Genomic DNA, 21,735 nt, shown 5'->3' with positions numbered 1-21,735 from the left:
AAAAAGTTGTTAAGCTAATATCAAACTATTGATGCTCAGTCTACAAATTTAAGCGGATTAAATTTAAATTGTATCATCTGTCAACAATATTAATCTTATTACTTACTATATGAAACTTAAAATAAACCTATTTTTCTTTTTCCTCTTTTTGTTTTTTGCAGCTTACTCTCAAAATAATTCAGATGATATTAGCCTCCCCGATCTTGCTTCTTATAATAAGGAAAGAAACAAAATCAATCAGACCGGAATGATCATTTTAAGTTCCTGGGCGGTTTCTAATATTGCGATAAATGGAGGAATACTACTAGGTTCTGATTCATTTTCTAAGGAAAATAAATATTTTATGCAGATGAATATTTACTGGAATGCAGTAAATTTAGTAATAGGAGGTTTTGGGCTTTACTCAGCAATAAATGGAAATAATAACTTAAGCCTGGCTAATTCAATTACTGAACAATCCAGTATCGAAAAAATTTTACTACTTAACACTGGACTCGATGTAGCTTATATAGCCGGAGGGTTTTGGCTAAGAGAAAAAGGTAAGAATTCTTCTAAAAATCCTGAAAGATGGAAAGGTTTTGGAAAATCGTTAATTCTACAAGGAGGCTTCCTGTTAGGATTTGATCTCGTTTTATATTTTATACATAGTAACCATTCAGAACAATTAAATAATATTGTTGAAATGATTAGCCTGAACGAAAATGGTGTTGGATTTAAATTTAATTTCTAAATGAAACAATATTTCTTTCTACCAAGCATAATGATATTCATTGCTTTAACTTCTATGATTACATTTAATAATCTAAATAAGATTTTAGACGACGCTGCATGGGAAAAGAGGGTATTAATAATTTCCTCAAGTAGTGATAAACATTCATTAATCAGAGAACAGTATACTAAATGGAAAAAAGAACTTCCAGGACTAATTGATCGGGACCTTATTATTATTGCTCCTAAAGAAGCAAAATGGATGATAACCACAAACCAGGCTGATATAGAAACACACTTTGTCCCAAACAAAAAAATTATTCATAAATTCGAATTGGACAGTAGTAAGCTAAACATTATTCTCATAGGTAAAGATACAGGGGTAAAAGATATTACTCACGAAATAAAGGATAGTCAATACTGGTTTAACCAAATAGATCAAATGCCTATGCGTAAATCCGAGATGAAAAAGCATTGATCATTTTGACCTTTCTGCCAAGTCTGAAATTGTTTCCAATTTGTATTTATCAGCGAATTCATCTCTTACCATTAGAGCAAAAGTATTATTCAGGCCTATTTCATTTAGCCATTTGAGATCAAACCTTTTAAGTGACTCTTTTGAGACGTAGTTGTAAACTTCTTCACGCCCAAACCCTAACGAATCAATCACACGATCATCAGGCTGTAACATCAACAATAATGCAGTTCCTGTATACTCCGGATAAATATCCAATTCATCATTCTTCATTGCTTCAATGATTAACTTGGTTCCACCGAATCCCAATAGCTTATCCACCTCTAATGTTGATTGATGATCTATTAACAAGGTAAAAATATTTGCTAGTATATAATTCTCTGTAAATGCCTTAGAACCTACCTTAATCGCTCCTCTACCTACATATATGTTTTTTGAATGAATATTCAATAAATCTTTATCTACCAAAAACCTTTGAGCCACTTCAAGTGGGGTTTCCTTTTCAATATCCACCTGGTAATTTAAAGCTGTCATAGTACTATCATCAATGCGAACCTGGCCGAGAATAGTTTTAATAAATGGATATTTTTGATGAATCTCATCTCGAATTACTGGTGCTGCATAATAGGGAGAAAAATAAGACTGATCATCCTCAAGAGAAGATAATCCATATTCAAGAATACGACCATCTGTAGAAAATCCACTGATCACATCCACCTCATTTTCATTTAGAGCTTTATACATCAGGCCAATTTCCATTTCGATGTAATCAATTTCAAAATTATATTTTTCGAATAGTCCTTTTAACCCATCTTCTCTCTCAATAAATTCAGATGGAAAACCTCCCAGAAATTCTGTTCTGTTATTGTCAAATTGTAAATACCATATAAGAGAAAATATAGCAATTAAAATTACTGCTACCCAACTGGATATTTTAGTCAGAACTCTAACTTTTAAATTAGAGAGCTGCCCCAGAGAAAAATCAAATGCCAGGGCGAGTAATGATGCGGGGATCGCTCCTGCCAGAATCATATAGCTGTTATTCAATTGTATCCCTTTGAATATGAATTCGCCAAGACCTCCTGCTCCAATTAAAGCACTAAGTGTCGCAACACCTACGTTTATCACTGATGCAGTCCTGATGCCTGCAAAAATGACTGGAAGAGCCAGTGGCAATTTTACCTGAAAAAGAATCTGATTTTCGGTCATTCCCATACCTCTACCTGCTTCTGTAATTGCAGGGTCTACATTAGTTATACCGGTGTAGGTATTTCTGACTATCGGTAGTAAAGCATATAAAAACAGGGCGGTTATAGCAGGTATTTTGCCAATTCCAAGTAAGGGGATCATAAACCCCAGTAATGCAAGACTCGGAATAGTTTGTATCACATTAACTACCGAAATTACTGAAGAGGCAAATTTTTCTTTTTGAGAAATAAAAATTCCGGTAAGTATCCCCAAAAAGCAGGCTATGAGCAAACTGATGATAGTTAAGTACAGATGTTCATAGGTCTGAGACATTATCTCAAGCCATTGATTTTTAACAAATTCAAAAAATTCACCTATTTCCATCAATTAATATAATTTGCCTTAAATTCTTCTGTTGCTTTCAATAATTGTTCTCTATGTAATCCTTTATTCATGCATTCCCGGATACTTAATTTACTTCCTAACTCGGAAATAATATCTTTTGAAATATAAGGTGTTAGATCTTCAAGCGAAATTGCTTCAAGCTCGAGCTCAAATCTATTTGAGTCAAAAAATCTTCTTACAAAATTATTTACCGGATTAAATAATAACTCCTTTGCACTGCCTTTTTGTTGCAATTTACCCATATGTAGTAAGATGATGAAATCAGAAGCTTTTATAGCTTCCATGACATTATGGGTTACAATAACTGCAGTAAATTTTAATTCATTCTGAATTGCCAGAAAATCTCTTAATACTGAATCTGCGGTAATGGGATCCAACGCACCAAATGGTTCATCCATTAGTATGAGATTTGCCTGACTGATCAAAGCTCGGGCGATACCTACTCGCTGTTGCTCCCCGCCACTTAGTTCTGCAGGCATTTTATTCAAATAAGATTCATCAAGTTTAATAAGTTTTAATAATTGATAAAGCCTTTCTTTTGAGGTCTTTTTATCCATTCCAATCAACCTAGGAACAGTCAGAATATTTTCTTCTACAGTTTTATGTGGGAAAAGTCCTCCTTTTTGAATAATGTAGCCAATATTTCTTCGGTGTTTTACAGGATCAACATTTTCTATTGATTCACCATTTATATAAATATGACCACTATCGTGGGATATTAGCCTATTAATTAAGCGAAGCCCGGTAGTTTTACCACTTCCACTCGTACCTAAAAAGACAATTTTCTGGCTTTTATCAGCTATGAATGATAACTTACTGACGGCTTGATTATTGCCGAACGATTTACTTACATTATCAAAGTGGATTGAAACCATAAATAATATGACGATTTTTGTAATTTAGCTATAATTCTAAATATTATGCATGCTGACTTTATTTCAAAAACATTAATTATTATTTTTAACACTTAGGCTGATTAATTTAATACAAACAAAACACATTTTATGCAGGAAGAAAAATTGACCTATGAAATGGTCCAGAATATGGGCTTGCCGAATATCATTGCTTACGCAGCTCCTGTAATGATAACCTTGGTCATAATCGAGTGGGTAGTAAGTTATTATCAAAATAAAGATAAATACGACGGAAAGGATACTGTTGCAGCAACTGCTGTTGGGTTAGTAAATGTGGCATTAGGAGCATCAATAAAAATAGTGACCTTCGGACTGGCAATATTTTTCTATAATTTAGTGCCTTGGAATGTTCCTCCGACATGGTGGTCTTTTATTCTATGCATAGTATGGATTGATTTCTGGAGATATGTATCACACAGAATTGGACATGAAAGCAGATTTTGGTGGGCAACTCATGTAACACATCATAGTTCCAAAAAATACAATTTATCAGTTTCTTTCCGTTTAGGATGGACTCAATACTTAAAGGTAATTTTCTTTATACCAGTATTTATCGTAGGTTTTAATCCGGTCGTTTTCTTTATCTGTCACCAGATTGAAGTTCTTTACCAATTCTGGATTCACAGTGCATATATTAAAAAGCTACCCAGACCGATTGAGTATATATTCACAACTCCTTCTCATCACAGGGTTCATCACGCTACAAATCCACAATATATTGATAAGAACTATGGTTCTACATTAATTATCTGGGATAGAATGTTCGGAACCTTTGAGCCTGAAGTTGAAAAGCCTATTTACGGTATCACTAAAGAATTAGATAAGCCTTATAACCCGGTCTATTTATGCTTCCATGAATGGATGGATATTGTTCGCGATATTAAAAAAGCAAAATCCTTAAAGCAGGCCTGGACTCTTACTTTTAGCTCACCAACAAAAATTAGTGTGTTACAGGAAGAAGGTAAACTTCCATCATTTGAAACTGAGAGTAAAGATAATAGTGGTAAAAAGGATAGTAAAAAAGCCGCTGCATAAAAAATATAATATTTTAATTAGAACTAATCAAAAACAAGATTATTTAACCGAAGGAGACTATATCTTCTTCGGTTTTTTTGTTGGCATCAGGCTGTCTCTATTCTAATTACTAACACTTTAGCTATTCAAGAGTACTTAAAACTGTACCTTACTACGTAATTAAAATAACCTGCATATCGACAAAAATATGTTCATTAATATCATATCCTTCTCTTAACTTCTGAATTCTAGTGAATACTTACTGCGGTGTTTGAAATATTCAGCACTAAATAATCACGTTTAATCTTATTTTTATTAAGTATTCCTAAAAATATCTAAGTGCTTAAATTTTATCTTAGTTACTATCTGTTAATTGCAAGTGAGCCACTTTAATAACAATTACTTTTTAATATACCAGGGATATAAAAAAGGCCACCTGATATCAGGCAGCCTTGTGATTTATTTAATAGATACGTTTTTTATGCAGCTTTTCTTTTTTCTTGTTCAGATATTGAAACTTGCTTTTGCTCCTTTAATTTGATGATCCCTACCTTATCAAAACCTTTGATAACTAAGTAAGTCGGATCAATCTCATGCCATCTGAATCCACCAAAGTTGGCTCTGTTTCCGTATTTATGATGATTATTATGATAACTCTCACCCATCATCAGAAAGTCAACCGGTAAAAAGTTTTTAGAAGTATCTCCTACTTTAAAATTGGTATACCCATACTTATGAGCAAACCAGTTTATAATAGCACCGTGAATTGGTGATAATGCAAATTGAAGAGGCAATAATAACCATAACCACCATACATCAGCATATTGCCAATAGATGAATACATATATGGCCCCCCAGAATACTCTTGATACCCATGATCTTGCAAATTTATCAAATGGCTCCCACTGAGGAACACCATCAGTAAATCTTGAATCTACTTTCATTTTTCTATTTGCAATAGCAGAATATATAGTCTTTGTCTTCCACATCATCTTAAATATGCTTTCATCATATTTAGGGGAATGAGGATCATTTGGTGTATCTGCATATGCGTGGTGCATTCTGTGCATTACTCCATAACCATAAGGACTTAAATAATTAGATCCCTGGAAAATCCAGGTTAATACAAAGAAAACTTTTTCCATCCCCTTCGACATAGTAAATGCTGCGTGTGACGCGTAGCGATGAAGGAAAAATGTCTGGAAAAATAGCGACAAGTACCAATGTGCCACAAAAAACGTTAAAATAACTTCCATAGAATAAAATAGTAAAATTTTAAATATATCTATCCCTTTATTATAAGACAGACAATTTTGGAATTTGTGACAAAATGATGTGAAAAATTTATTTTTTTCTGAATTTAGCTTCAATATCTTTTCTAAGATCAGCTAAAAATGCAGAAGAATTGCCTGAACAGGCATTTTTGAAACTATCGGTAAGATGTGAATGGCCACTAATAGAATTTGAATCTGAATATTCAGATTTTTCTTTCAATTTATTACTGGCGCGGCTGAATAATTTTCTACAGTTATCAACCTTTTTATCTATTACTTCCTGAATTTCTTCATATTCAAAATTAAATACCTCACGCATTAAGAATACTGCTTTCTCAACAGGTTCCAATTTATGCTGTAAATAATTAAGTGCTGAAGATACTTCTGTATCAAGATCAAATTTTAAAATATCGCTATCCTTGATCTTTTGTACCCATTCAGCTTGTTGAAGATTATCAAAATATTCAGTTCTTTTGTGCTTCAATGAATCCAGGTGATTCAGGCATTTATTGGTGACAATACGAACGAGATATGCCTTAGCATTTTCAATTTTAGATTTATCGATAGTAAACCACTTAAGAAATGCATCCTGGACAATATCCTGGGCATCCTCTAATGAGCCTACCATTTTGTAAGCTATCGTTTCTAAAACGTTTCGATATTTATATACTTCTGATGTTAATTCTGCTCCCACACCTCTACCCTTTTGGATACTATTCAAAAATATAAAATACAATTGGAATTTAATACCTTATAGAAAAGTATTAATATAACAATTGTTCAATTAAAATAAATTATTGGAAAAAAGACTGATTAAATTGAATTTTTCCTAAAAAAGAGACATTTGAGACTGATCTTTTTGAGAAACAGGCTGATTTTGTTTATTCTCCTTTTCTTTAACTTCGCTCTTTTTGGCAATCTTCTCAACAGGCTTTTCAGTTTTAACTTTTACCTCCTTTTTGTCGGTCTTTTCAGAACTGCCATTTAGTTTACTATTAACTGTAGGACTACCGTTTTCAGAATACTGAGTTATCTGATGCCTGAACCATTCAGCCATTCCCATGTTTTCTTTCTCAATAATCTGCTTTAACGAACTTAATTCGGTAGCATTAACTTTAAAGCTAACCTGATGAATTCTTGGATTATCCTTTTTAAAATGTTCTCCTTTTGGCATTTTTTAATAGTATACTTAATAATTCAAATATAATAATAAGTATACTTAATAAGCAAGATTTTTATTTATTTATTAAGAAAACTACAGATAAATAGGTCTAATTAAGTATTCCTAATAATATCAAATCCCTTATTAGAAAAAAATTTTTCTACGAAACGATTAAATCTGTTTAATTCGAACTTTCTGACAATAAGGTCTATCTGTTGATTAGCCTCAATAAAGAAAGTAGCTATTCTGGCATCATCAAGACTTTCATCTCCTTCAAACCGACTAATTTTTAAAACTTTAACGTCATTAAAGCTTATTCCAATGCCATATTCATCATTCTTAGATCGAAACCTGATTAAAAATCCATTTTTCAATAACTGAATATTACAGTTTTTTGAAGCATTGGTTCTCTTTATCAACTCTTCAGTTTCTTCATCTGAAGAATTGACTAAAATAAGTCTTGGACTTCCTATACCTCCTAGTTTTAAACTTTCCCAAAAGGTAAAAGTGTCTCCATAAAGATATTTAATCTTATCCCAGGTTTCTTTATAATGTGTGGATAATGCGAATGTTTCCATAAAAAAAGAAAAGCCCACTGAATAAATCAGTGAGCCTCACCTCGATATTATTATAACTGTTTTTTAACCTAAAAGGTTACAATATTTTATATTAAAATTGAACTTCCGGAACATTCTCTGTTCCTTCGGCTGCTTCAAAATATGGTTTAGGCTCAAATCCGTACATATTTGCAAGCATATTTCTCGGAAAAGTTTTTACTAATGCATTGTGAACTTTTACCTGATCATTGTACCTGCTTCTGGCAACCTGAATTCTATTCTCAGTTCCTTCTAACTGTGCCTGTAGTTCAAGGAAGTTTTGATTAGCCTTTAAATCAGGATATCGTTCAACAGCGACTAACAATCTTGATAATGCTCCATTTAGTTCACCCTGTGCTTCCTGGAACTGAGCCATTGATTGTTCATTTAGATTATTAGCATCTATATTGACGCTGGTTGCTTTAGCTCTCGCCTCTATTACCTGAGTGAGAGTCTCCTTTTCAAAATCTGCATATCCTTTTACGGTGTTAACCAGGTTAGGAATAAGATCTGCTCTTCTTTGGTATTGTGTTTCAACCTGAGCCCATTGTTCTTCAACAGATTCCTGTGAAGTAACCATTTTGTTAAAATTTCCTGCAAAAAAGTTATATCCTATTAATCCCAGGATAACTACTACAGCCAAAAATATTATTAATCCTTTTTTCATACTTTTTTATTTTGTAACCTGTTTTTGATGCTATAAATTACTGACAAAATTCAATCTGAACAATGATAAATAAAAGCTCTTCGACTATTTTTTACCTTAACAGATATATATTATTATTTTTCTCGGTTTTTACATTTTATTTAACCCAGATTAATAGTTATGCTCAATTAGCAGAACTTCCTGATGTTAAAAAATTTGCTGTCGATAAAACTAATACACTTTCTTCATCTGAGATTGAAACCTTAAATACAAAGTTAGCAAATTTTGAGAAAGAGACCGGTTCCCAGGTAATTGCTGTTATGGTAAAATCCACCAAACCTGAAGAAATAGAACAATTTTCTATTCGATTGGCTGATAAACTCAATGTAGGGCGTGAAGGAATAGATGATGGAGTAATTCTTTTAGTAGCAAAAAATGACCGAAGGGTAAGAATTGAAGTTGGTTATGGATTAGAAGGTGCTATCCCAGACATATATGCCAAAAGAATTATTGAAGGTATAATTAAACCAGATTTTAGGAATGGAGAATTTTACGAAGGCATAAACCATGCTACTGATGCTCTTTTCAAATTAATTCGAGGTGAAGAATTACCACTACCAGAAGCTACTCAATCTTCAGAAGATAACAGTATATTTAAATTCTTACCATTCATAATCATCTTTGGATTAATATTTTTATCTATTATAAAAGCAATTTTGAGAAAAACTGTCGGTAAGACAGCTAGTCGAATTATTGTTTTCATTTTAACTGTCATAATCATTACAATTATTTTTAACCTGGTTGTAGGTCTAATTGCAGGTGTCTTTGCGGCATTCGTTGATAGTAGTGGTGGCCATGGAGGTCGCGGAGGAAGATACTACGGCGGCTTTGGTGGTGGCTTCGGAGGCGGAAGCAGCGGTGGAGGCGGCTTCGGTGGTTTCTCCGGTGGTGGAGGTGGCTTCGGAGGCGGAGGCGCATCAGGTGGTTGGTAATAAAACTGAAAAACATGAAAAAATTCAATAAAGAACAAGAAGAAAAAATTCTGAAAGCAATCAGAGATCTGGAAAATAATACTTCAGGCGAATTTGTTCCCTATATTTCTAAAAAATCTGACGATTATGATGAAGGGACCTGGTTCTTAGCAACTGTTCTCGCCTTAGTAATATTTGCCTTCACTGCAGTTGCCAGTTATTTGTGGTTAATTCCAACTCAGATAACTTTTTTTGAATTAGGTTTATATTCTCTAATTTTAATGGGATTTGGTATTTTACTGGCGAAATTCAGCATACCCGTACGATTACTTTTTGTCTCACTAGATAAGAAATACGAAAGAGTAGTTTCTGCAGCCGAAACCGCATTTCTGGAAGAAGAAATATTTAATACAGACCATCGAACCGGGATATTACTATATATTTCTGTAGCTGAAAAACAAGTTTTGATCATGGGTGATTCAGGTATCAATTCACAAGTAAAATTTGAGGATTGGAAAGAAATCGTTGAGATAGTAGTTGAGGGTATAAAGAAGAAAGATCTGGCTAACTCTATGGTTAAAGCAATTCAAAGGTCAGAAAACCTTCTTAAAGAACACAAATTTCCAGCTTCGCAAAGCCCTGAAAATGAAATTTCTGACAGGATACGATATAGGTCTTAATTTATTGTGATCTAACATTAAACTGTTTTAACGGTCAGGTAATAGTTCAACTATTTTAGTTTGACTAATGCTTAATTAAGTGAATTGAAAAATAAATATCAGGTTTAAATAAAGAAATTTTGCCTATGACGATGAAAAAATTCACTAAACATAAAATAAAAGAATGTTGAGCATAGTTATAAGCACAGATTTTTATTTATTATATTAATATAGTCTAAGGCGCTTATTAAATTTGCATTGACTTAAAGTTTAACACATAATTCTATCTTAAATAATGACCAGCTTAAAATTTAGAATTGCATTATTAATCCTTATTTTATTCACAGGATTAAATACTATAGCACAAGATGAAGAGGAAGATTTGCTTGAGGGTGATCTGAAAGGTCAGTATAATGATCTTTTAGATAAGTCAAAAACATACAATACTGTTAAAACAGTCAGGTTAGATAGACTAGCCTATTTTAAGCAATCTCTAAATGATTCCATAAACTCGTTTAATTCAAGAATTGACAGTTTACAAAGCGTTATACAAACTCAATCTTCAGAAATTGAAACATTAAAATCCCAGGTTGCTAACTTAACCTCGCAAAACGAGGAGTTACAGACAAAGGTTGACAACTTAATGTTCCTGGGAATTCCGGTTAGTAAAACTGGTTATGTTACATTTAGTTTATTGCTGTTTGCTATATTAGCTTTATTAGCTGGGTTTTTCTTCTGGCAATTTAAAAGAAGCAACTCCCTTACCAAAGAAGCTAAAAAGAACTTAAATGCTAAAGAAGACGAACTTCAGGATTTCAGGCAAAGAACACAAGAGAAAGAAATTAAAATCATGCGTGAATTACAGGATCAGCGAAATACTGTTGATGAACTGAGAAAAAAACTATCTATGAAATAATTTCATTTTTAAAGGTCTTCTGAATCTTAATTCTACTTGCCTGATTCAGAGTTCCACAAAATAATACTGAAAGGTCAGGTCTAATTATAATAGACTTGACCTTTTTGATTTTAAGTATTCTAAATATAGTTTGAGCAACCTCATCTTTAGTCGAATAGAAAGAAACGTTTAAAGGACTAAACAACTTCGTCATTTCTTCAATTGTTTTCTCAGACAACTGTTCATTAGCTATGATTGTAAAAGAATTAAATAATGGTCTGATATAATCCCAATGACTACCTTCTGATGCAAAATTCGTAAGTAAGTCGTATTTGGGAACATTTATATCACTATTTCCTTTTTTTACAGGCTTCTGATTAATCTTTAAAGGAACACCAATCAATTCCAATGGCTTTAGAACATATCTTAAAGAGGATGTAAATAATAACCCCGTTAATAAAGTTAAGCCAATGTATTTATTAACATGGACCTTTCTTTCTTCTGAATAAGAATTAAGCAATTTTTCTTTATGACCATTGTAAAAGCAATATGCTACCTTCCAGCTCAAATTAAAAGCGTCTCGAATTCCATTACATAATCCTTCCCCTATATAAGGAGGCATTGTATGAGCAGCATCCCCGGCAATAATGGTTTTACCAACTATCCAATTATTAGCTATTTTACTATTAAAATAGTATTTATCTGCATGTAATACTTTTTTAATTCTTGTTTCAGCAAGATCTTCAATCAACTTTACAGGAAATTCGGATCCATTTCCATTTATTGCCGCTTCTGTTATTTCGACTCTCACACGGTCTTTAAAAGCCATTCTAACAAAACTATTATTTGTAGAGCAGAACTTTTCAATCCGATTTTGATATTCCGGAGGTTGATCTGTTATAAAATCTACCTTGTAATTAAATTTACGGTAAGGATATTGAGTATACTCAATACCTGAAACGCTGGCAACCTTGCTATTTGCCCCATCTGTACCGATTAAATAACTGAACGGCTGGTCAACTATCTGGCCTTGTATTGAATATTCAGCTTCTTGATTATTTATTCGAATAAATTCACAATTATATTTTAAACTTATATTTATGGATTTATTTATCTCTTCCAGCAATAATTGCTCTAATTGATTCTGTTCAAATAAAAAAGAGGAGCATTTTACATTAAAATTAAGGGTAGCCTGAAGAAATTTCTTTCTGGAGCTCTTACTATATAAAAATAATCCTTGTGATGGGTATACCTGGTTTTTAATAAAGTTATCCAGACCGATAAGGCTAAGAATGTTGATAATTTCACTGTCAAGATGAATTGCACGAGGGATATCAGGAAGTTGTTTCCTTTTCTCTATTAATAAACTTGGAACTCCTAACCTATCTAAAAGTAAGGCTGTAATCATTCCAACAGGGCCTGCTCCTACTATTATAACCGGATGGTTCACTTATAATTATTTAGCCTTATCACCATATAACCGATTGAACTTATCAATTTTAGGTTGTATTATAATATTACAATAAGGTTGTTCTGGATGTTCGTTATAAAAATTATCATGTTCTGATTCAGCCGGATAAAATTCACTTGCCTCTGTAATTTCTGTTACGATCGGATTATCAAAAACCCCGGACTTATCTAGTTGTTCTTTATAAGCTTCTGCTACTGCTTTCTGCTGATCATTATGATAAAAAATTGCCGATCTATATTGAGTTCCAACATCATAGCCTTGTCGATTTAAGGTTGTGGGATCGTGAGTATTCCAAAATACTTCCAGTATTTCCTCTATTGATACTACTTCCGGATCATATTCTAGCTGAACCACCTCAGCATGGCCTGTAGTTCCTGTAACCACTTCTCGATAAGGCGGATTTTTTACTGTGCCTCCCATAAATCCATTTTTAACACTTTCGACCCCTTTCATTCGTTGAAAAACAGCCTCTATACACCAAAAACAGCCTGCCCCTAAAGTAATTTTTTTCATCTCAATAATAATGACTAATAAATTCTGAATAACTACATCTTTTGACCGTAGTTATGTTTTTAACTTGCTCAACTAAACCAGTTATTGGAGGACTATGTTTTTCCAAACCTGGAATATTTAGTAATAAATCAGATTCAATTTCTACATTTAGGCTATAATAAGTTTCTTCTTTAACCTTTAAAGAAGATCGCTCTATCCGAAAATTACCGCCCATTGCTAACAATAAAACCCTGTTTTTTTCAACTTCAATACTTAATTCCGTATCAACATTCATTTGTTGAGGCAATATGGAATATTTTCTAAAAGAGTCTAACTTTATATTAAATAATGAAAAATGATCTCCTGTTGGATATTTAGCTTCAAAAGCCCCTTCTCTTAATTTAAATGAGATATTTTTATTATTACTTATCAGGTATTTATCTGTTCGTACTTCGGGTTCCTTTTGATAATCCAACATATCAATAGCAGAGGCGATTTTCTTGTATTCCCTTTCTGATCGCCAGAACCATCTTACCTCATAAGTATTATAAATTTCCATATCAACTTCCTACATTTCCATAAATTTCTGTGTACGATTTAATCTTAGATAAGCTTATCCTTCTATAAATATGATCTCTAGTCAATTCTGAAGGAGATTTTACCCCTGCTGAAGCTAATAATTCTCTGAAACTGTAAATAGTTTCATGATGAAAATTCTTTACCCTCTTGATCTTGTGTTTAACTACTAAACCCTGGGCGAGAAAAGGATCCTGCGTAGCTACGCCGGAAGGACAGGAATTTAAATTACATTCAAGCGCCTGAATACATCCGATAGCAAGCATCATAGCACGGGCAGAATAACAAAAATCCGCACCTAAAGCAAATGCTCTAAACAAATCAAAGCTGGTTACAATTTTTCCAGACCCCCAAGTACTATATCTTTTTTGAGATCTTTTTTAACTAATATATCATAAGCAGTAGCTAACCCTTCTTTAAAAGGCATACCTACCGCATTACTAAATTCTAAAGGAGCCGCTCCGGTTCCTCCTTCACCCCCATCAATGGCAATGTAATCGGGATAAATTCCCGTGTTGATTATATCGTCGCACAACGCTTCAAATTCTGAAGGAATGCCCATACATAACTTAATTCCTACAGGTTTACCTCCTGAAGCATCCCTAAGCCTTTTCACAAATTCCAATAAACCAACATTTCCTTTACCATTAAAAGCTTTATGATAAGGTGGTGAAACTACCTGAGTATGCGGCTCGACACCTCTTATTTTAGCAATTTCGTAATTATTTTTTTTGGCAGGTAAAATTCCTCCATGACCAGGTTTTGCACCCTGTGAAAGTTTAATCTCGATCATTTTTACAGATTCTTCTGAGGCATTCTTCTTAAAAACTTCCTCATCAAAATCTCCTTCAGTTGTTCGACATCCAAAATAACCAGTTCCAATCTGCCAGATTAAGTCTCCTTTATATGCCAGATGATATCTGCTGATTCCTCCCTCTCCAGTATTATGGGCAAATCCACCTAAATTGGCTCCGCCATTTAATGCCAACACAGCATTAGAAGAAAGAGAACCGTAACTCATTGCGGAAATGTTTAATATCGAAGCATCATAAGGCTTCTTACAATTTTTTTCTCCAATCATGACTCTTTGGTCAATCGGCACATCTTCTAAAGGTAAGGGATTCATCGAATGATGCATCCATTCATAACCCTCAGCATAAACCATTTCCCTTGTTCCAAATGGTAATGTATCTACTTCTTCCTTAGCACGCTGATATACAAGCGATCTTAAATTTCGATTTATTGGCGTTCCATTAGTTTCTCCTTCAATAAAATATTGATAAACTTTTGGCCCCATTGATTCTAACACATACCTCAATCTACCAACGATCGGGAAATTACGCTTAATGGAATGCCAGGGTTGAAGAATATCATACCATCCTAAAATCAGTATTGGTGAAAGTGCTATCAGAATGATAAAAAAAACATTACTTAACCATAAACCAAGAATGATTAATAGTATTAGGAAAAAAATTGAATAATAAATGAAATGCTTTCTCATATATTTTATCTGGGATTATTCCGTCTTCCCCCCATTCCGAGAAGACTTAAATGATGATTAATTTTAGTTTCTTCCTCAGGGAAAATTGTTTCACCGGAGGGCATTACATAGGATGGCGAATTTTCCCTGCCAATTTTACCAACCGGATAGGCGTTCATTTCTTTAGAAGGTTTTGTTTGCTTTACAATTTGTTTTATTTCACCTAGGTCAATTTCAGGATTTAGCCACGAATTGCGATATTTTTCATTAATAATAAGCGGCATTCGATGATGCTTTACTTTTTTTAATAATTCATTGGCAGGCTGAGTTAATATACCACTTGTCTTAAAAACCTCGCCGGTATCTTTATTTACCCATTCATAACTTAAGCCACCAAGGGTCATCAAATTACTTTCTTCTAATTCTTTTCGGGAATAAATAAAATATGGTTGTTTTGGATTTGATCCTTCTGCCCACTCGTAAAACCCGTTTGCCAAAAATAAGCAACGTTGTTCTTTTAAAATCGAACCAATAAAACGAGCATAACCAGGCTTTTGCTTCCATGGCTCAGTTATAGTTTCAGAGCGAATATTAAATAGTCCGGTTTTTTTCTTATCTGATTCCCAGGGTGGTAATAAGCCCCACCTGGTTTCAAAAAGTTGCGGCTTTGAGTCTTCGCTTACAATAAATACGTTTTGAGTTGGAGAAGTATTGTAATTTTGGACTCCTTTAAATGAAGAGGGTACAATTATGGCAGGTAATGTTTTTTTCACCTGCTCAGCTGTAAATACTTGAACATATCGGCCACACATATTTTAAATTAAATTAATCTGGACCGATTAACAATGAAAAATGTAAAGAAAACCTGTATTAAGATGAAGTTTCATTTACAATTTCATCCTTCAATAAAATTTTGTCGGCAAAAGAAAGAATAATAAATAAAAAAGCTATTGCCGCTGAAAATGAACTTACAAAAATTCTTTCAATTATTTTTTTCATTTTTTAAAGTTTTGATCAAAAATATACTTCTTATGTAAAGCCTTGATTAACTGATTATTGTCATTATATTAGCATTTTGATTGCTAAAATAGTTTTAAATAATCAGTGAGAAATTATTCTTTTTCAGATTTCATGCCAAAAATTCTGAAAATAAGTGTTTACCTATTATTAAGTTTTGGTATTAACAAAGTGATGGCGCCAAAATATTTTTTTAAGATACTTCTTTTAAACTTTTTTTTCTGTTTTCTACTTCCAGGGATAGGTAATACGGTAATTTATGCTCAAAATGAGTATAAATTCCACCATTTGTCTGTTGAAGACGGGCTTTCACAAACTGCCGTAACCGACATTGTCGAAGATGATCTTGGTTTTATTTGGATATCTACGCAAAATGGTCTTAACAAATATGATGGGAAAAATTTCAGGATCTACAGGCATAGCAGCGACTCTTTACATTCAATCCCCAACAATAGTATCCGTAAAATTAAAAGGTTAAGTAATGATCAATTAGCCATCTGTACACATAATGGTTTGAGTATTTATGATTATAAACATGATTATTTCAAACATTATAAAAATCTCAACACTGATTCTATATTATTCAGCGGTCGCTATATTGTTGATGTTGAAGAACTACCGGATACCAGACTGGTCGTAGCAGGATATAATGGTTATCTGTCAATTATTAACAGAAAAACTAATGAAGTTGAAACGATTAATAATTCTGAAAAGGACGCAATTAAATTCAAATATCCATCAATAATTGGCTTTGCTCTATTTAAAGACGACTTGGTTGTAAGTACCAGCAATGGTTTAAAATTTATTAATACTAAAACCTTTGAATTTGATACGTTAAAGGAAAGTTCTTTAAGAGATAAAAACCTTTTAGTAGCGGATTTTGATAAAATCAATGACTCTATAGCAATTATTACATCATATTATCAGGGTGCATACTTTTTGAATGTGAATTCAGCACAAGTTGAACCGATCTATGAAAAGGAATCTTTTCAGGTTATTGAAACTCATTATGATAGCCTGAGAAATTTATTTTTATTTGGTACTCAGGCCAACGGCTTGATAAGCTATGATCCTAAAACTAAAAAAACCAAAAATTATCGCTATAATGAAGAGGCTTCTTTTGCTTTAAAGAGTGACCAGATTTATAACATTTATCAGGATTCAAATGATAATATTTGGTTTGCTACGACAAATGGTGTTCAAGTTTGTTATGCAAATCAACTTGGTTTTGAAAACATCAGTTATTCTCCAAATGAGAACATGGGTCTCAACGATAAAATTATTTGGGGTATAGCTGAAAATGAGGATAAAATTTTCATTGGTACTCAAAATCATGGGGTAAACATTTTTAATAAAAAATTAAAAAAATTTGAATATCTGACTCATGATAGCACTAAAGAAAATAGTCTTTCTTTCGATGGTGTTACGATATTAAAAAGAGTTCCGGAAGAAAATGGAATTTATATCGGTACTGAAGAAGGATTAAATTTTTACAACGAAAAGACAGGTAAAATTCAGAATATTTTCCATGAAGAAGCTACTTTTAAAGGTAGCTATCTAAATTATGTCGGAGATGTGATTTCTGATGACAAAGGGAATATTTATACTATATCAACTTTCAATCTTAATAAACTCAACAAGGAAACGGGCAAACTTGAGGAAATCCTTTTTAATAGTTCTTTGGATACTCTTTTACTTAATTATGGGGTTAATACTGCTTTTATAAATTCTTCTGATTCCGTTGTTTACCTCGGTACACCAATGGGTCTTATTAAAAGAGATTATAAGGAAGGAAATACTTTTGGTTTTATTGAATCAGATAAATTCTCATTAAAGGATATTGATATCTTTGATATTACTTCAGATTCAGAAGGTAATTTATTGATAGCAACTGATTTTGGGTTAGCTATCTACAATCCAAAAAATGGTGATATTTCAATATATAATAAAGAATCAGGATTACCGGTTAATATTGTTTACGATGTTTTAATTGATCAAAACGATCAAGTTTGGGTAACGACCGATCTGGGGATTTCTCGTTTTAGTAAAAAAGATGAGACTTTTATTAATTTTGATAAAAAAGATGGAATCAGCATTGATGAGTTTAACGAAAATGCCTCTTACTTTAACCCGGAAACTAATAATATCTTTTTTGGTGGACTTGGGGGAATTACTTATCTAAACACAGATTCTGTAAGTTTTTATTCCAACTCACCTAAACCTATTTTCACTGATCTTTTTCTTTTTAATGAAAGAGTAATTCCCTCAGATAGTAGCATCATAAGTAAATCTCTGAGCCATGTTGACACATTATTCCTTAATTACGATCAAAGTGTTGTCAGCATAAAGTGGACCTCTATAATTTCTAATCCGGATAAAAATATTGACTATGAATACCGCATGGTTAATTTTGATAAAAACTGGATAGAAGCAGGTGAGAAAAGTGAGGTCACTTATACCAATTTGGAACCAGGAAAATATATTTTACAGGTAAAAGCAATAAATAAGCTTAAACCCGAAGAAAGCAAGACCACCGAAATTGTGATTTTTGTAAAACCTCCGTTTTGGAAAACATTATGGTTTTATGCATTAGTCTTTGTTGTAATTTCCACTTCAATAACATCATTTATATATTTTAGAATACGCAAAATTAAAGCGCAAAAAATCCATCTTGAAAAGCAAATTAGAATTCATACCCATGAATTAGCCCATCAAAAAGATCAGTTAGAGGACATTAATAAAGAATTACAAATCAAAAATGATGAGATGGAAAAATTCACTTATACTGTCTCACATGATTTAAAAAGTCCTTTAGTTACTGTACAGGGATTTGTTTCAATCTTAAAACATGATCTTACAAATGGAAATTTATCCCAGGTTGAAGGTGACCTTGATCAGCTAGAAAGGGCTACCGGCAGAATGCAAACCCTGATCAATGACCTACTGGAGCTTTCAAGAATTGGTATGGTTGTTAATCACTTTGATCATTGCCTGTTAGATGATATTATAGAAGAATCCCTTTCTGCAGTGAAGGGACATATCCATAATAAAAATGCAACCATTGTTAAATCTTATCCATCCGATCTTGAGATTTACGGAGATAAATCAAGGCTTCTTCAGGTCTTCCAGAATCTGATAGAAAATGCACTTAAGTATATGGGATCACAAGATGAACCACAAGTTGAGATCGGAATTAAAGAAGGGGTTAAAAGAATATTTTATGTAAAAGATAATGGTGCCGGTATAGCAAAAGAACATCAGGAAAGGATATTCAATTTATTTGACAGACTAGAAAAAAATATTGAAGGAACTGGAATCGGTCTTGCCCTTGTAGATAAAATTGTTACAATGCATAATGGTAAGATTTGGGTGGAATCTGATGGTCCTAGAAGAGGTTCAACATTTTATTTTACTATTAATTTGAAAGAATCTGTTGCTTCGTCGGGTTCTAAAAAAGAAGACACCTCACAAACTTATAGTTAAAATACAATAGAAACGTCAATTAGTCCTACGTGTTGCGTTTATTAACTACGGAGAATACAATTCACGGTCATAATCTATCTATTTTCAATAATATTCAACATATTTGAATATAGGAATTAGTTATTTTCATTCACCCTCATGCAGGAAACCGTAAATATACTTTTAGTCGAGGACGAAGAAGCACATGCCGAATTGATAAAAAGATTTTTGGAGAGATCCGAGAATTTTAATGTGTTAACCGTGACCGATTTAAAGTCAGCTATTAATCAGATCAATAATAATTCCCTGGATTTAATAATTACTGATTACCTTCTTCCTGATGGTGAAGGAATTGAACTTATCAGATTAAAAGGTAATTTTGAAAATGATCTTCCAGTGATATTAATGACTAGCCAGGGAGATGAACATATTGCAGTAGAAGCAATAAAAAAAGGAGCAATTGATTATGTAGTTAAATCAGAATCTGTTTTTCAGGAATTACCAAGGATTGTAAACAGAACTTTAAGGGAATGGAACCTTGTTAAAGCTAAAAAAGAAGCTGATAAATTATTAACTAAGCAATATCATGAATTGCAAAAAACAAACCAGGAGCTTGACAGGTTTGTATATAGTGCCTCCCATGATTTAAGTGCACCGCTAAAATCACTTCTGGGTCTGATTAATGTAGCTAAATTAGACACAAAAGATAATCAGATGATTCAGTATCTGCAATTAATGGAAAAAAGTGTTCATAAGCTTGATGAGTTTATTGTAGAGATAATAAATTTTAGCCGGAACACCCGCCAGGAAATTGAATACGAAAAGATCAATCTTGATAACCTTGTTAATTCAATAATTGACAATCAATCTTTCAATAACAACTTTGATAAAATTGAATTTCAGGTTTCTATACCAGATGAATTAAAAATTATTAATTGTGATCAGCTCAGACTAAAAATAATTCTTAACAACCTGATATCAAATGCAATTAAATTTCATGCATATCATCGAAGTGATATACCATATATTAAAATTGACATATATAAATCCGCCGATCAGGAAAAGGTTATTATTGAGATTGAAGACAATGGTACAGGTATAGAAAAAGGACACCTGGACAAGATTTTTGATATGTTCTATAGAGGTTCAGATATTAATAATGGCTCTGGACTGGGCTTATATATAGTAAAAGAGGCCTTAATAAAGATACATGGTAATATCTCTGTAACCAGTAGATCCAATAGAGGAACTACCTTTTTCGTTGAATTACCTGCAGACGAATTACTTGATAAATAAAAATTAATTTTCTAATAAATCATAAGTTCTTTGTGCTATCGCCAATTCTTCATTAGTAGGAACAATCAGAATATTCACTTTACTATTTTCAGAATTAATTTTCCTTACAACATCACTTCTATCAGAATTTAAATTCTCATCCAACTCTATTCCAAAATAATCAAGATTTCGACATATTTCATTTCTAATGAAATCACTGTTCTCTCCTACTCCAGCGGTAAATACAAGGGTATCCAGGCCGTTCATAATAGCTGTGAAATTACCAATGTATTGCTTGATACGATAAGTGTACATATTGATAGCCAGCGAAGCTGATTGGTCACCAGATTTCATACGTTTTTCAAGATCTCTCATATCGCTTTCACCTCCTATTCCCAAAAGTCCACTTTCTTTATTAAGAATTTTATCAACTTCTCCTGCTGATAAATTATGATTATTTATCATGTAAATCGGAACCGAAGGATCAAGGTCGCCACTTCTGGTACCCATCATTAATCCTGCTAATGGAGAAAACCCCATTGAAGTATCAATACATTTTCCATCTTTGATAGCAGCCATACTGGCACCGTTACCAAGGTGAAGAGTGATTATATTTTTCGAATTCTCTCCACCTATAAATTTTCGAGCCTTTTCAGAAACATATCTGTGAGAGGTTCCATGGAAACCATAAGCTCTGATATGATAATTCTTATACCATGATTCTGGTATTGCATAACGATAGGCAACTTCCGGAATAGTTTGATGAAAGGCAGTATCAAAAACCCCCACTTGAGGAATACCTGGAAAGACCTCTTCACATACCTCAATACCTGTATAATTTGGAGGATTATGTAATGGGGCAAGATCAAATAGACTTTTAATTTGATTTTTGACTTCCTGGTCAATAATCATTTGACCCGAAATCTTTTCTCCTCCATGAACAATTCGATGCCCAATTGCATTTAAGTCTTTTGAATCATTAAGAACACCGATCTCAGGATCCATTAACAAATCAGAAATTTGCTTTAATCCTTCCTGATGATCTTTTATTTCTC

20 protein-coding genes and 1 pseudogene are annotated in these 21,735 nt (G+C 32.8%); 8 read left to right on the top strand and 13 right to left on the bottom strand.

Annotated elements, in window-relative coordinates; genetic code table 11:
- Positions 1–109 precede the first annotated feature (109 nt).
- Together DCC35_RS10270 and DCC35_RS10265 are read left to right on the top strand one after the other, a co-directional pair.
- Positions 110–730, top strand: a complete 621-nt coding sequence (locus DCC35_RS10270; RefSeq protein WP_137090706.1) for a DUF6992 family protein — start codon at positions 110–112, stop codon at positions 728–730.
- Complete coding sequence (locus tag DCC35_RS10265; protein ID WP_137090705.1) at positions 731–1,186, top strand: DUF4174 domain-containing protein; 456 nt, start codon at positions 731–733, stop codon at positions 1,184–1,186.
- On the opposite strand, the gene DCC35_RS10260 is transcribed toward DCC35_RS10265, so the two are convergent.
- Together DCC35_RS10260 and DCC35_RS10255 are read right to left on the bottom strand one after the other, a co-directional pair.
- The gene (locus tag DCC35_RS10260) at positions 1,187–2,755 is read right to left on the bottom strand and encodes an ABC transporter permease/substrate-binding protein (RefSeq protein ID WP_137090704.1); all 1,569 of its coding nucleotides are present in this window, start codon (positions 2,753–2,755) and stop codon (positions 1,187–1,189) included.
- Complete coding sequence (locus tag DCC35_RS10255) at positions 2,755–3,651, bottom strand: ATP-binding cassette domain-containing protein (protein WP_137090703.1); 897 nt, start codon at positions 3,649–3,651, stop codon at positions 2,755–2,757. The genes DCC35_RS10260 and DCC35_RS10255 overlap by 1 nt, the downstream gene beginning before the upstream one ends.
- A 129-nt stretch (positions 3,652–3,780) precedes the next feature.
- Here DCC35_RS10255 and DCC35_RS10250 point away from each other — a divergent pair, with 129 nt between their 5' ends.
- Positions 3,781–4,725 carry a sterol desaturase family protein gene (locus DCC35_RS10250; RefSeq protein ID WP_137090702.1) on the top strand — a complete coding sequence of 315 codons (945 nt, stop codon included), beginning with the start codon at positions 3,781–3,783 and terminating at the stop codon, positions 4,723–4,725.
- 458 nt (positions 4,726–5,183) lie between these two features.
- Here the strand turns inward: DCC35_RS10250 and DCC35_RS10245 are convergent, their stop codons facing one another.
- From DCC35_RS10245 to DCC35_RS10225, 5 genes are all read right to left on the bottom strand, one after another.
- Positions 5,184–5,960, bottom strand: a complete 777-nt coding sequence (locus DCC35_RS10245) for an acyl-CoA desaturase (RefSeq protein WP_137090701.1) — start codon at positions 5,958–5,960, stop codon at positions 5,184–5,186.
- An 88-nt stretch (positions 5,961–6,048) separates the two neighbouring features.
- On the bottom strand, positions 6,049–6,699 hold the full coding sequence (locus tag DCC35_RS10240; protein ID WP_137090700.1) for a sigma-70 family RNA polymerase sigma factor: 651 nt from the start codon (positions 6,697–6,699) through the stop codon (positions 6,049–6,051).
- Positions 6,700–6,807: 108 nt separating this feature from the next.
- A complete protein-coding gene (locus DCC35_RS10235; RefSeq protein WP_137090699.1) occupies positions 6,808–7,152 on the bottom strand; it encodes a hypothetical protein in 345 nt (114 codons plus the stop codon).
- Positions 7,153–7,253: 101 nt separating this feature from the next.
- Entirely contained in the window at positions 7,254–7,718 is a 465-nt protein-coding gene (locus DCC35_RS10230; protein ID WP_137090698.1) for a hypothetical protein, read from the bottom strand.
- Positions 7,719–7,809: 91 nt separating this feature from the next.
- Positions 7,810–8,403, bottom strand: a complete 594-nt coding sequence (locus DCC35_RS10225) for a LemA family protein (protein WP_137090697.1) — start codon at positions 8,401–8,403, stop codon at positions 7,810–7,812.
- Positions 8,404–8,465: 62 nt separating this feature from the next.
- Here DCC35_RS10225 and DCC35_RS10220 point away from each other — a divergent pair, with 62 nt between their 5' ends.
- From DCC35_RS10220 to DCC35_RS10210, 3 genes are all read left to right on the top strand, one after another.
- On the top strand, positions 8,466–9,374 hold the full coding sequence (locus DCC35_RS10220; protein ID WP_137090696.1) for a TPM domain-containing protein: 909 nt from the start codon (positions 8,466–8,468) through the stop codon (positions 9,372–9,374).
- Positions 9,375–9,388: 14 nt separating this feature from the next.
- Positions 9,389–10,033 carry a TPM domain-containing protein gene (locus tag DCC35_RS10215; RefSeq protein ID WP_137090695.1) on the top strand — a complete coding sequence of 215 codons (645 nt, stop codon included), beginning with the start codon at positions 9,389–9,391 and terminating at the stop codon, positions 10,031–10,033.
- Between the two features lie 274 nt (positions 10,034–10,307).
- On the top strand, positions 10,308–10,928 hold the full coding sequence (locus tag DCC35_RS10210) for a hypothetical protein (RefSeq protein ID WP_137090694.1): 621 nt from the start codon (positions 10,308–10,310) through the stop codon (positions 10,926–10,928).
- Here DCC35_RS10210 and DCC35_RS10205 read toward each other — a convergent pair.
- From DCC35_RS10205 to DCC35_RS10185, 5 genes and pseudogenes are all read right to left on the bottom strand, one after another.
- Positions 10,918–12,357 carry an FAD-dependent monooxygenase gene (locus tag DCC35_RS10205; RefSeq protein ID WP_137090693.1) on the bottom strand — a complete coding sequence of 480 codons (1,440 nt, stop codon included), beginning with the start codon at positions 12,355–12,357 and terminating at the stop codon, positions 10,918–10,920. The two genes, DCC35_RS10210 and DCC35_RS10205, sit on opposite strands and share 11 nt — an antisense overlap.
- Positions 12,358–12,363: 6 nt before the next feature.
- Positions 12,364–12,891: a peptide-methionine (S)-S-oxide reductase MsrA gene (gene msrA / locus DCC35_RS10200; RefSeq protein ID WP_137090692.1), complete on the bottom strand. Its 528-nt coding sequence runs from the start codon at positions 12,889–12,891 to the stop codon at positions 12,364–12,366.
- A gap of 1 nt (position 12,892) precedes the next feature.
- Entirely contained in the window at positions 12,893–13,429 is a 537-nt protein-coding gene (locus tag DCC35_RS10195) for a hypothetical protein (RefSeq protein WP_137090691.1), read from the bottom strand.
- Between the two features lies 1 nt (position 13,430).
- A pseudogene (locus DCC35_RS21835) lies at positions 13,431–14,467 on the bottom strand (glutamate synthase-related protein).
- Positions 14,468–14,952: 485 nt separating this feature from the next.
- On the bottom strand, positions 14,953–15,738 hold the full coding sequence (locus DCC35_RS10185; protein ID WP_137090690.1) for an SOS response-associated peptidase: 786 nt from the start codon (positions 15,736–15,738) through the stop codon (positions 14,953–14,955).
- A 292-nt stretch (positions 15,739–16,030) separates the two neighbouring features.
- Between DCC35_RS10185 and DCC35_RS10180 the strand changes: the two genes are divergently transcribed.
- Positions 16,031–19,426: a sensor histidine kinase gene (locus tag DCC35_RS10180; protein WP_175402782.1), complete on the top strand. Its 3,396-nt coding sequence runs from the start codon at positions 16,031–16,033 to the stop codon at positions 19,424–19,426.
- Positions 19,427–19,564: 138 nt separating this feature from the next.
- The gene (locus DCC35_RS10175; protein ID WP_137090688.1) at positions 19,565–20,701 is read left to right on the top strand and encodes a sensor histidine kinase; all 1,137 of its coding nucleotides are present in this window, start codon (positions 19,565–19,567) and stop codon (positions 20,699–20,701) included.
- 3 nt (positions 20,702–20,704) lie between these two features.
- On the opposite strand, the gene DCC35_RS10170 is transcribed toward DCC35_RS10175, so the two are convergent.
- Complete coding sequence (locus DCC35_RS10170) at positions 20,705–21,685, bottom strand: acetate/propionate family kinase (protein ID WP_262710385.1); 981 nt, start codon at positions 21,683–21,685, stop codon at positions 20,705–20,707.
- Positions 21,686–21,735 lie beyond the last annotated feature (50 nt).

Origin of the sequence: Mangrovivirga cuniculi (assembly GCF_005166025.1) — a bacterium.
Lineage (GTDB): Bacteria > Bacteroidota > Bacteroidia > Cytophagales > Cyclobacteriaceae > Mangrovivirga > Mangrovivirga cuniculi.
This window is presented reverse-complemented; position numbering and strand designations above follow the sequence as displayed.

Bases quoted from the DNA above. Each gene is read 5' to 3' on its own strand.
- DCC35_RS10270 (WP_137090706.1), top strand. From the start codon at position 110: ATGAAACTTAAAATAAACCTATTTTTCTTTTTCCTCTTTTTGTTTTTT.
- DCC35_RS10265 (WP_137090705.1), top strand. From the start codon at position 731: ATGAAACAATATTTCTTTCTACCAAGCATAATGATATTCATTGCTTTA.
- DCC35_RS10260 (WP_137090704.1), bottom strand. From the start codon at position 2,755: ATGGAAATAGGTGAATTTTTTGAATTTGTTAAAAATCAATGGCTTGAG.
- DCC35_RS10255 (WP_137090703.1), bottom strand. From the start codon at position 3,651: ATGGTTTCAATCCACTTTGATAATGTAAGTAAATCGTTCGGCAATAAT.
- DCC35_RS10250 (WP_137090702.1), top strand. From the start codon at position 3,781: ATGCAGGAAGAAAAATTGACCTATGAAATGGTCCAGAATATGGGCTTG.
- DCC35_RS10245 (WP_137090701.1), bottom strand. From the start codon at position 5,960: ATGGAAGTTATTTTAACGTTTTTTGTGGCACATTGGTACTTGTCGCTA.
- DCC35_RS10235 (WP_137090699.1), bottom strand. From the start codon at position 7,152: ATGCCAAAAGGAGAACATTTTAAAAAGGATAATCCAAGAATTCATCAG.
- DCC35_RS10230 (WP_137090698.1), bottom strand. From the start codon at position 7,718: ATGGAAACATTCGCATTATCCACACATTATAAAGAAACCTGGGATAAG.
- DCC35_RS10225 (WP_137090697.1), bottom strand. From the start codon at position 8,403: ATGAAAAAAGGATTAATAATATTTTTGGCTGTAGTAGTTATCCTGGGA.
- DCC35_RS10220 (WP_137090696.1), top strand. From the start codon at position 8,466: ATGATAAATAAAAGCTCTTCGACTATTTTTTACCTTAACAGATATATA.
- DCC35_RS10215 (WP_137090695.1), top strand. From the start codon at position 9,389: ATGAAAAAATTCAATAAAGAACAAGAAGAAAAAATTCTGAAAGCAATC.
- DCC35_RS10210 (WP_137090694.1), top strand. From the start codon at position 10,308: ATGACCAGCTTAAAATTTAGAATTGCATTATTAATCCTTATTTTATTC.
- msrA (WP_137090692.1), bottom strand. From the start codon at position 12,891: ATGAAAAAAATTACTTTAGGGGCAGGCTGTTTTTGGTGTATAGAGGCT.
- DCC35_RS10195 (WP_137090691.1), bottom strand. From the start codon at position 13,429: ATGGAAATTTATAATACTTATGAGGTAAGATGGTTCTGGCGATCAGAA.
- DCC35_RS10185 (WP_137090690.1), bottom strand. From the start codon at position 15,738: ATGTGTGGCCGATATGTTCAAGTATTTACAGCTGAGCAGGTGAAAAAA.
- DCC35_RS10175 (WP_137090688.1), top strand. From the start codon at position 19,565: ATGCAGGAAACCGTAAATATACTTTTAGTCGAGGACGAAGAAGCACAT.
- DCC35_RS10170 (WP_262710385.1), bottom strand. From the start codon at position 21,685: ATGGATCCTGAGATCGGTGTTCTTAATGATTCAAAAGACTTAAATGCA.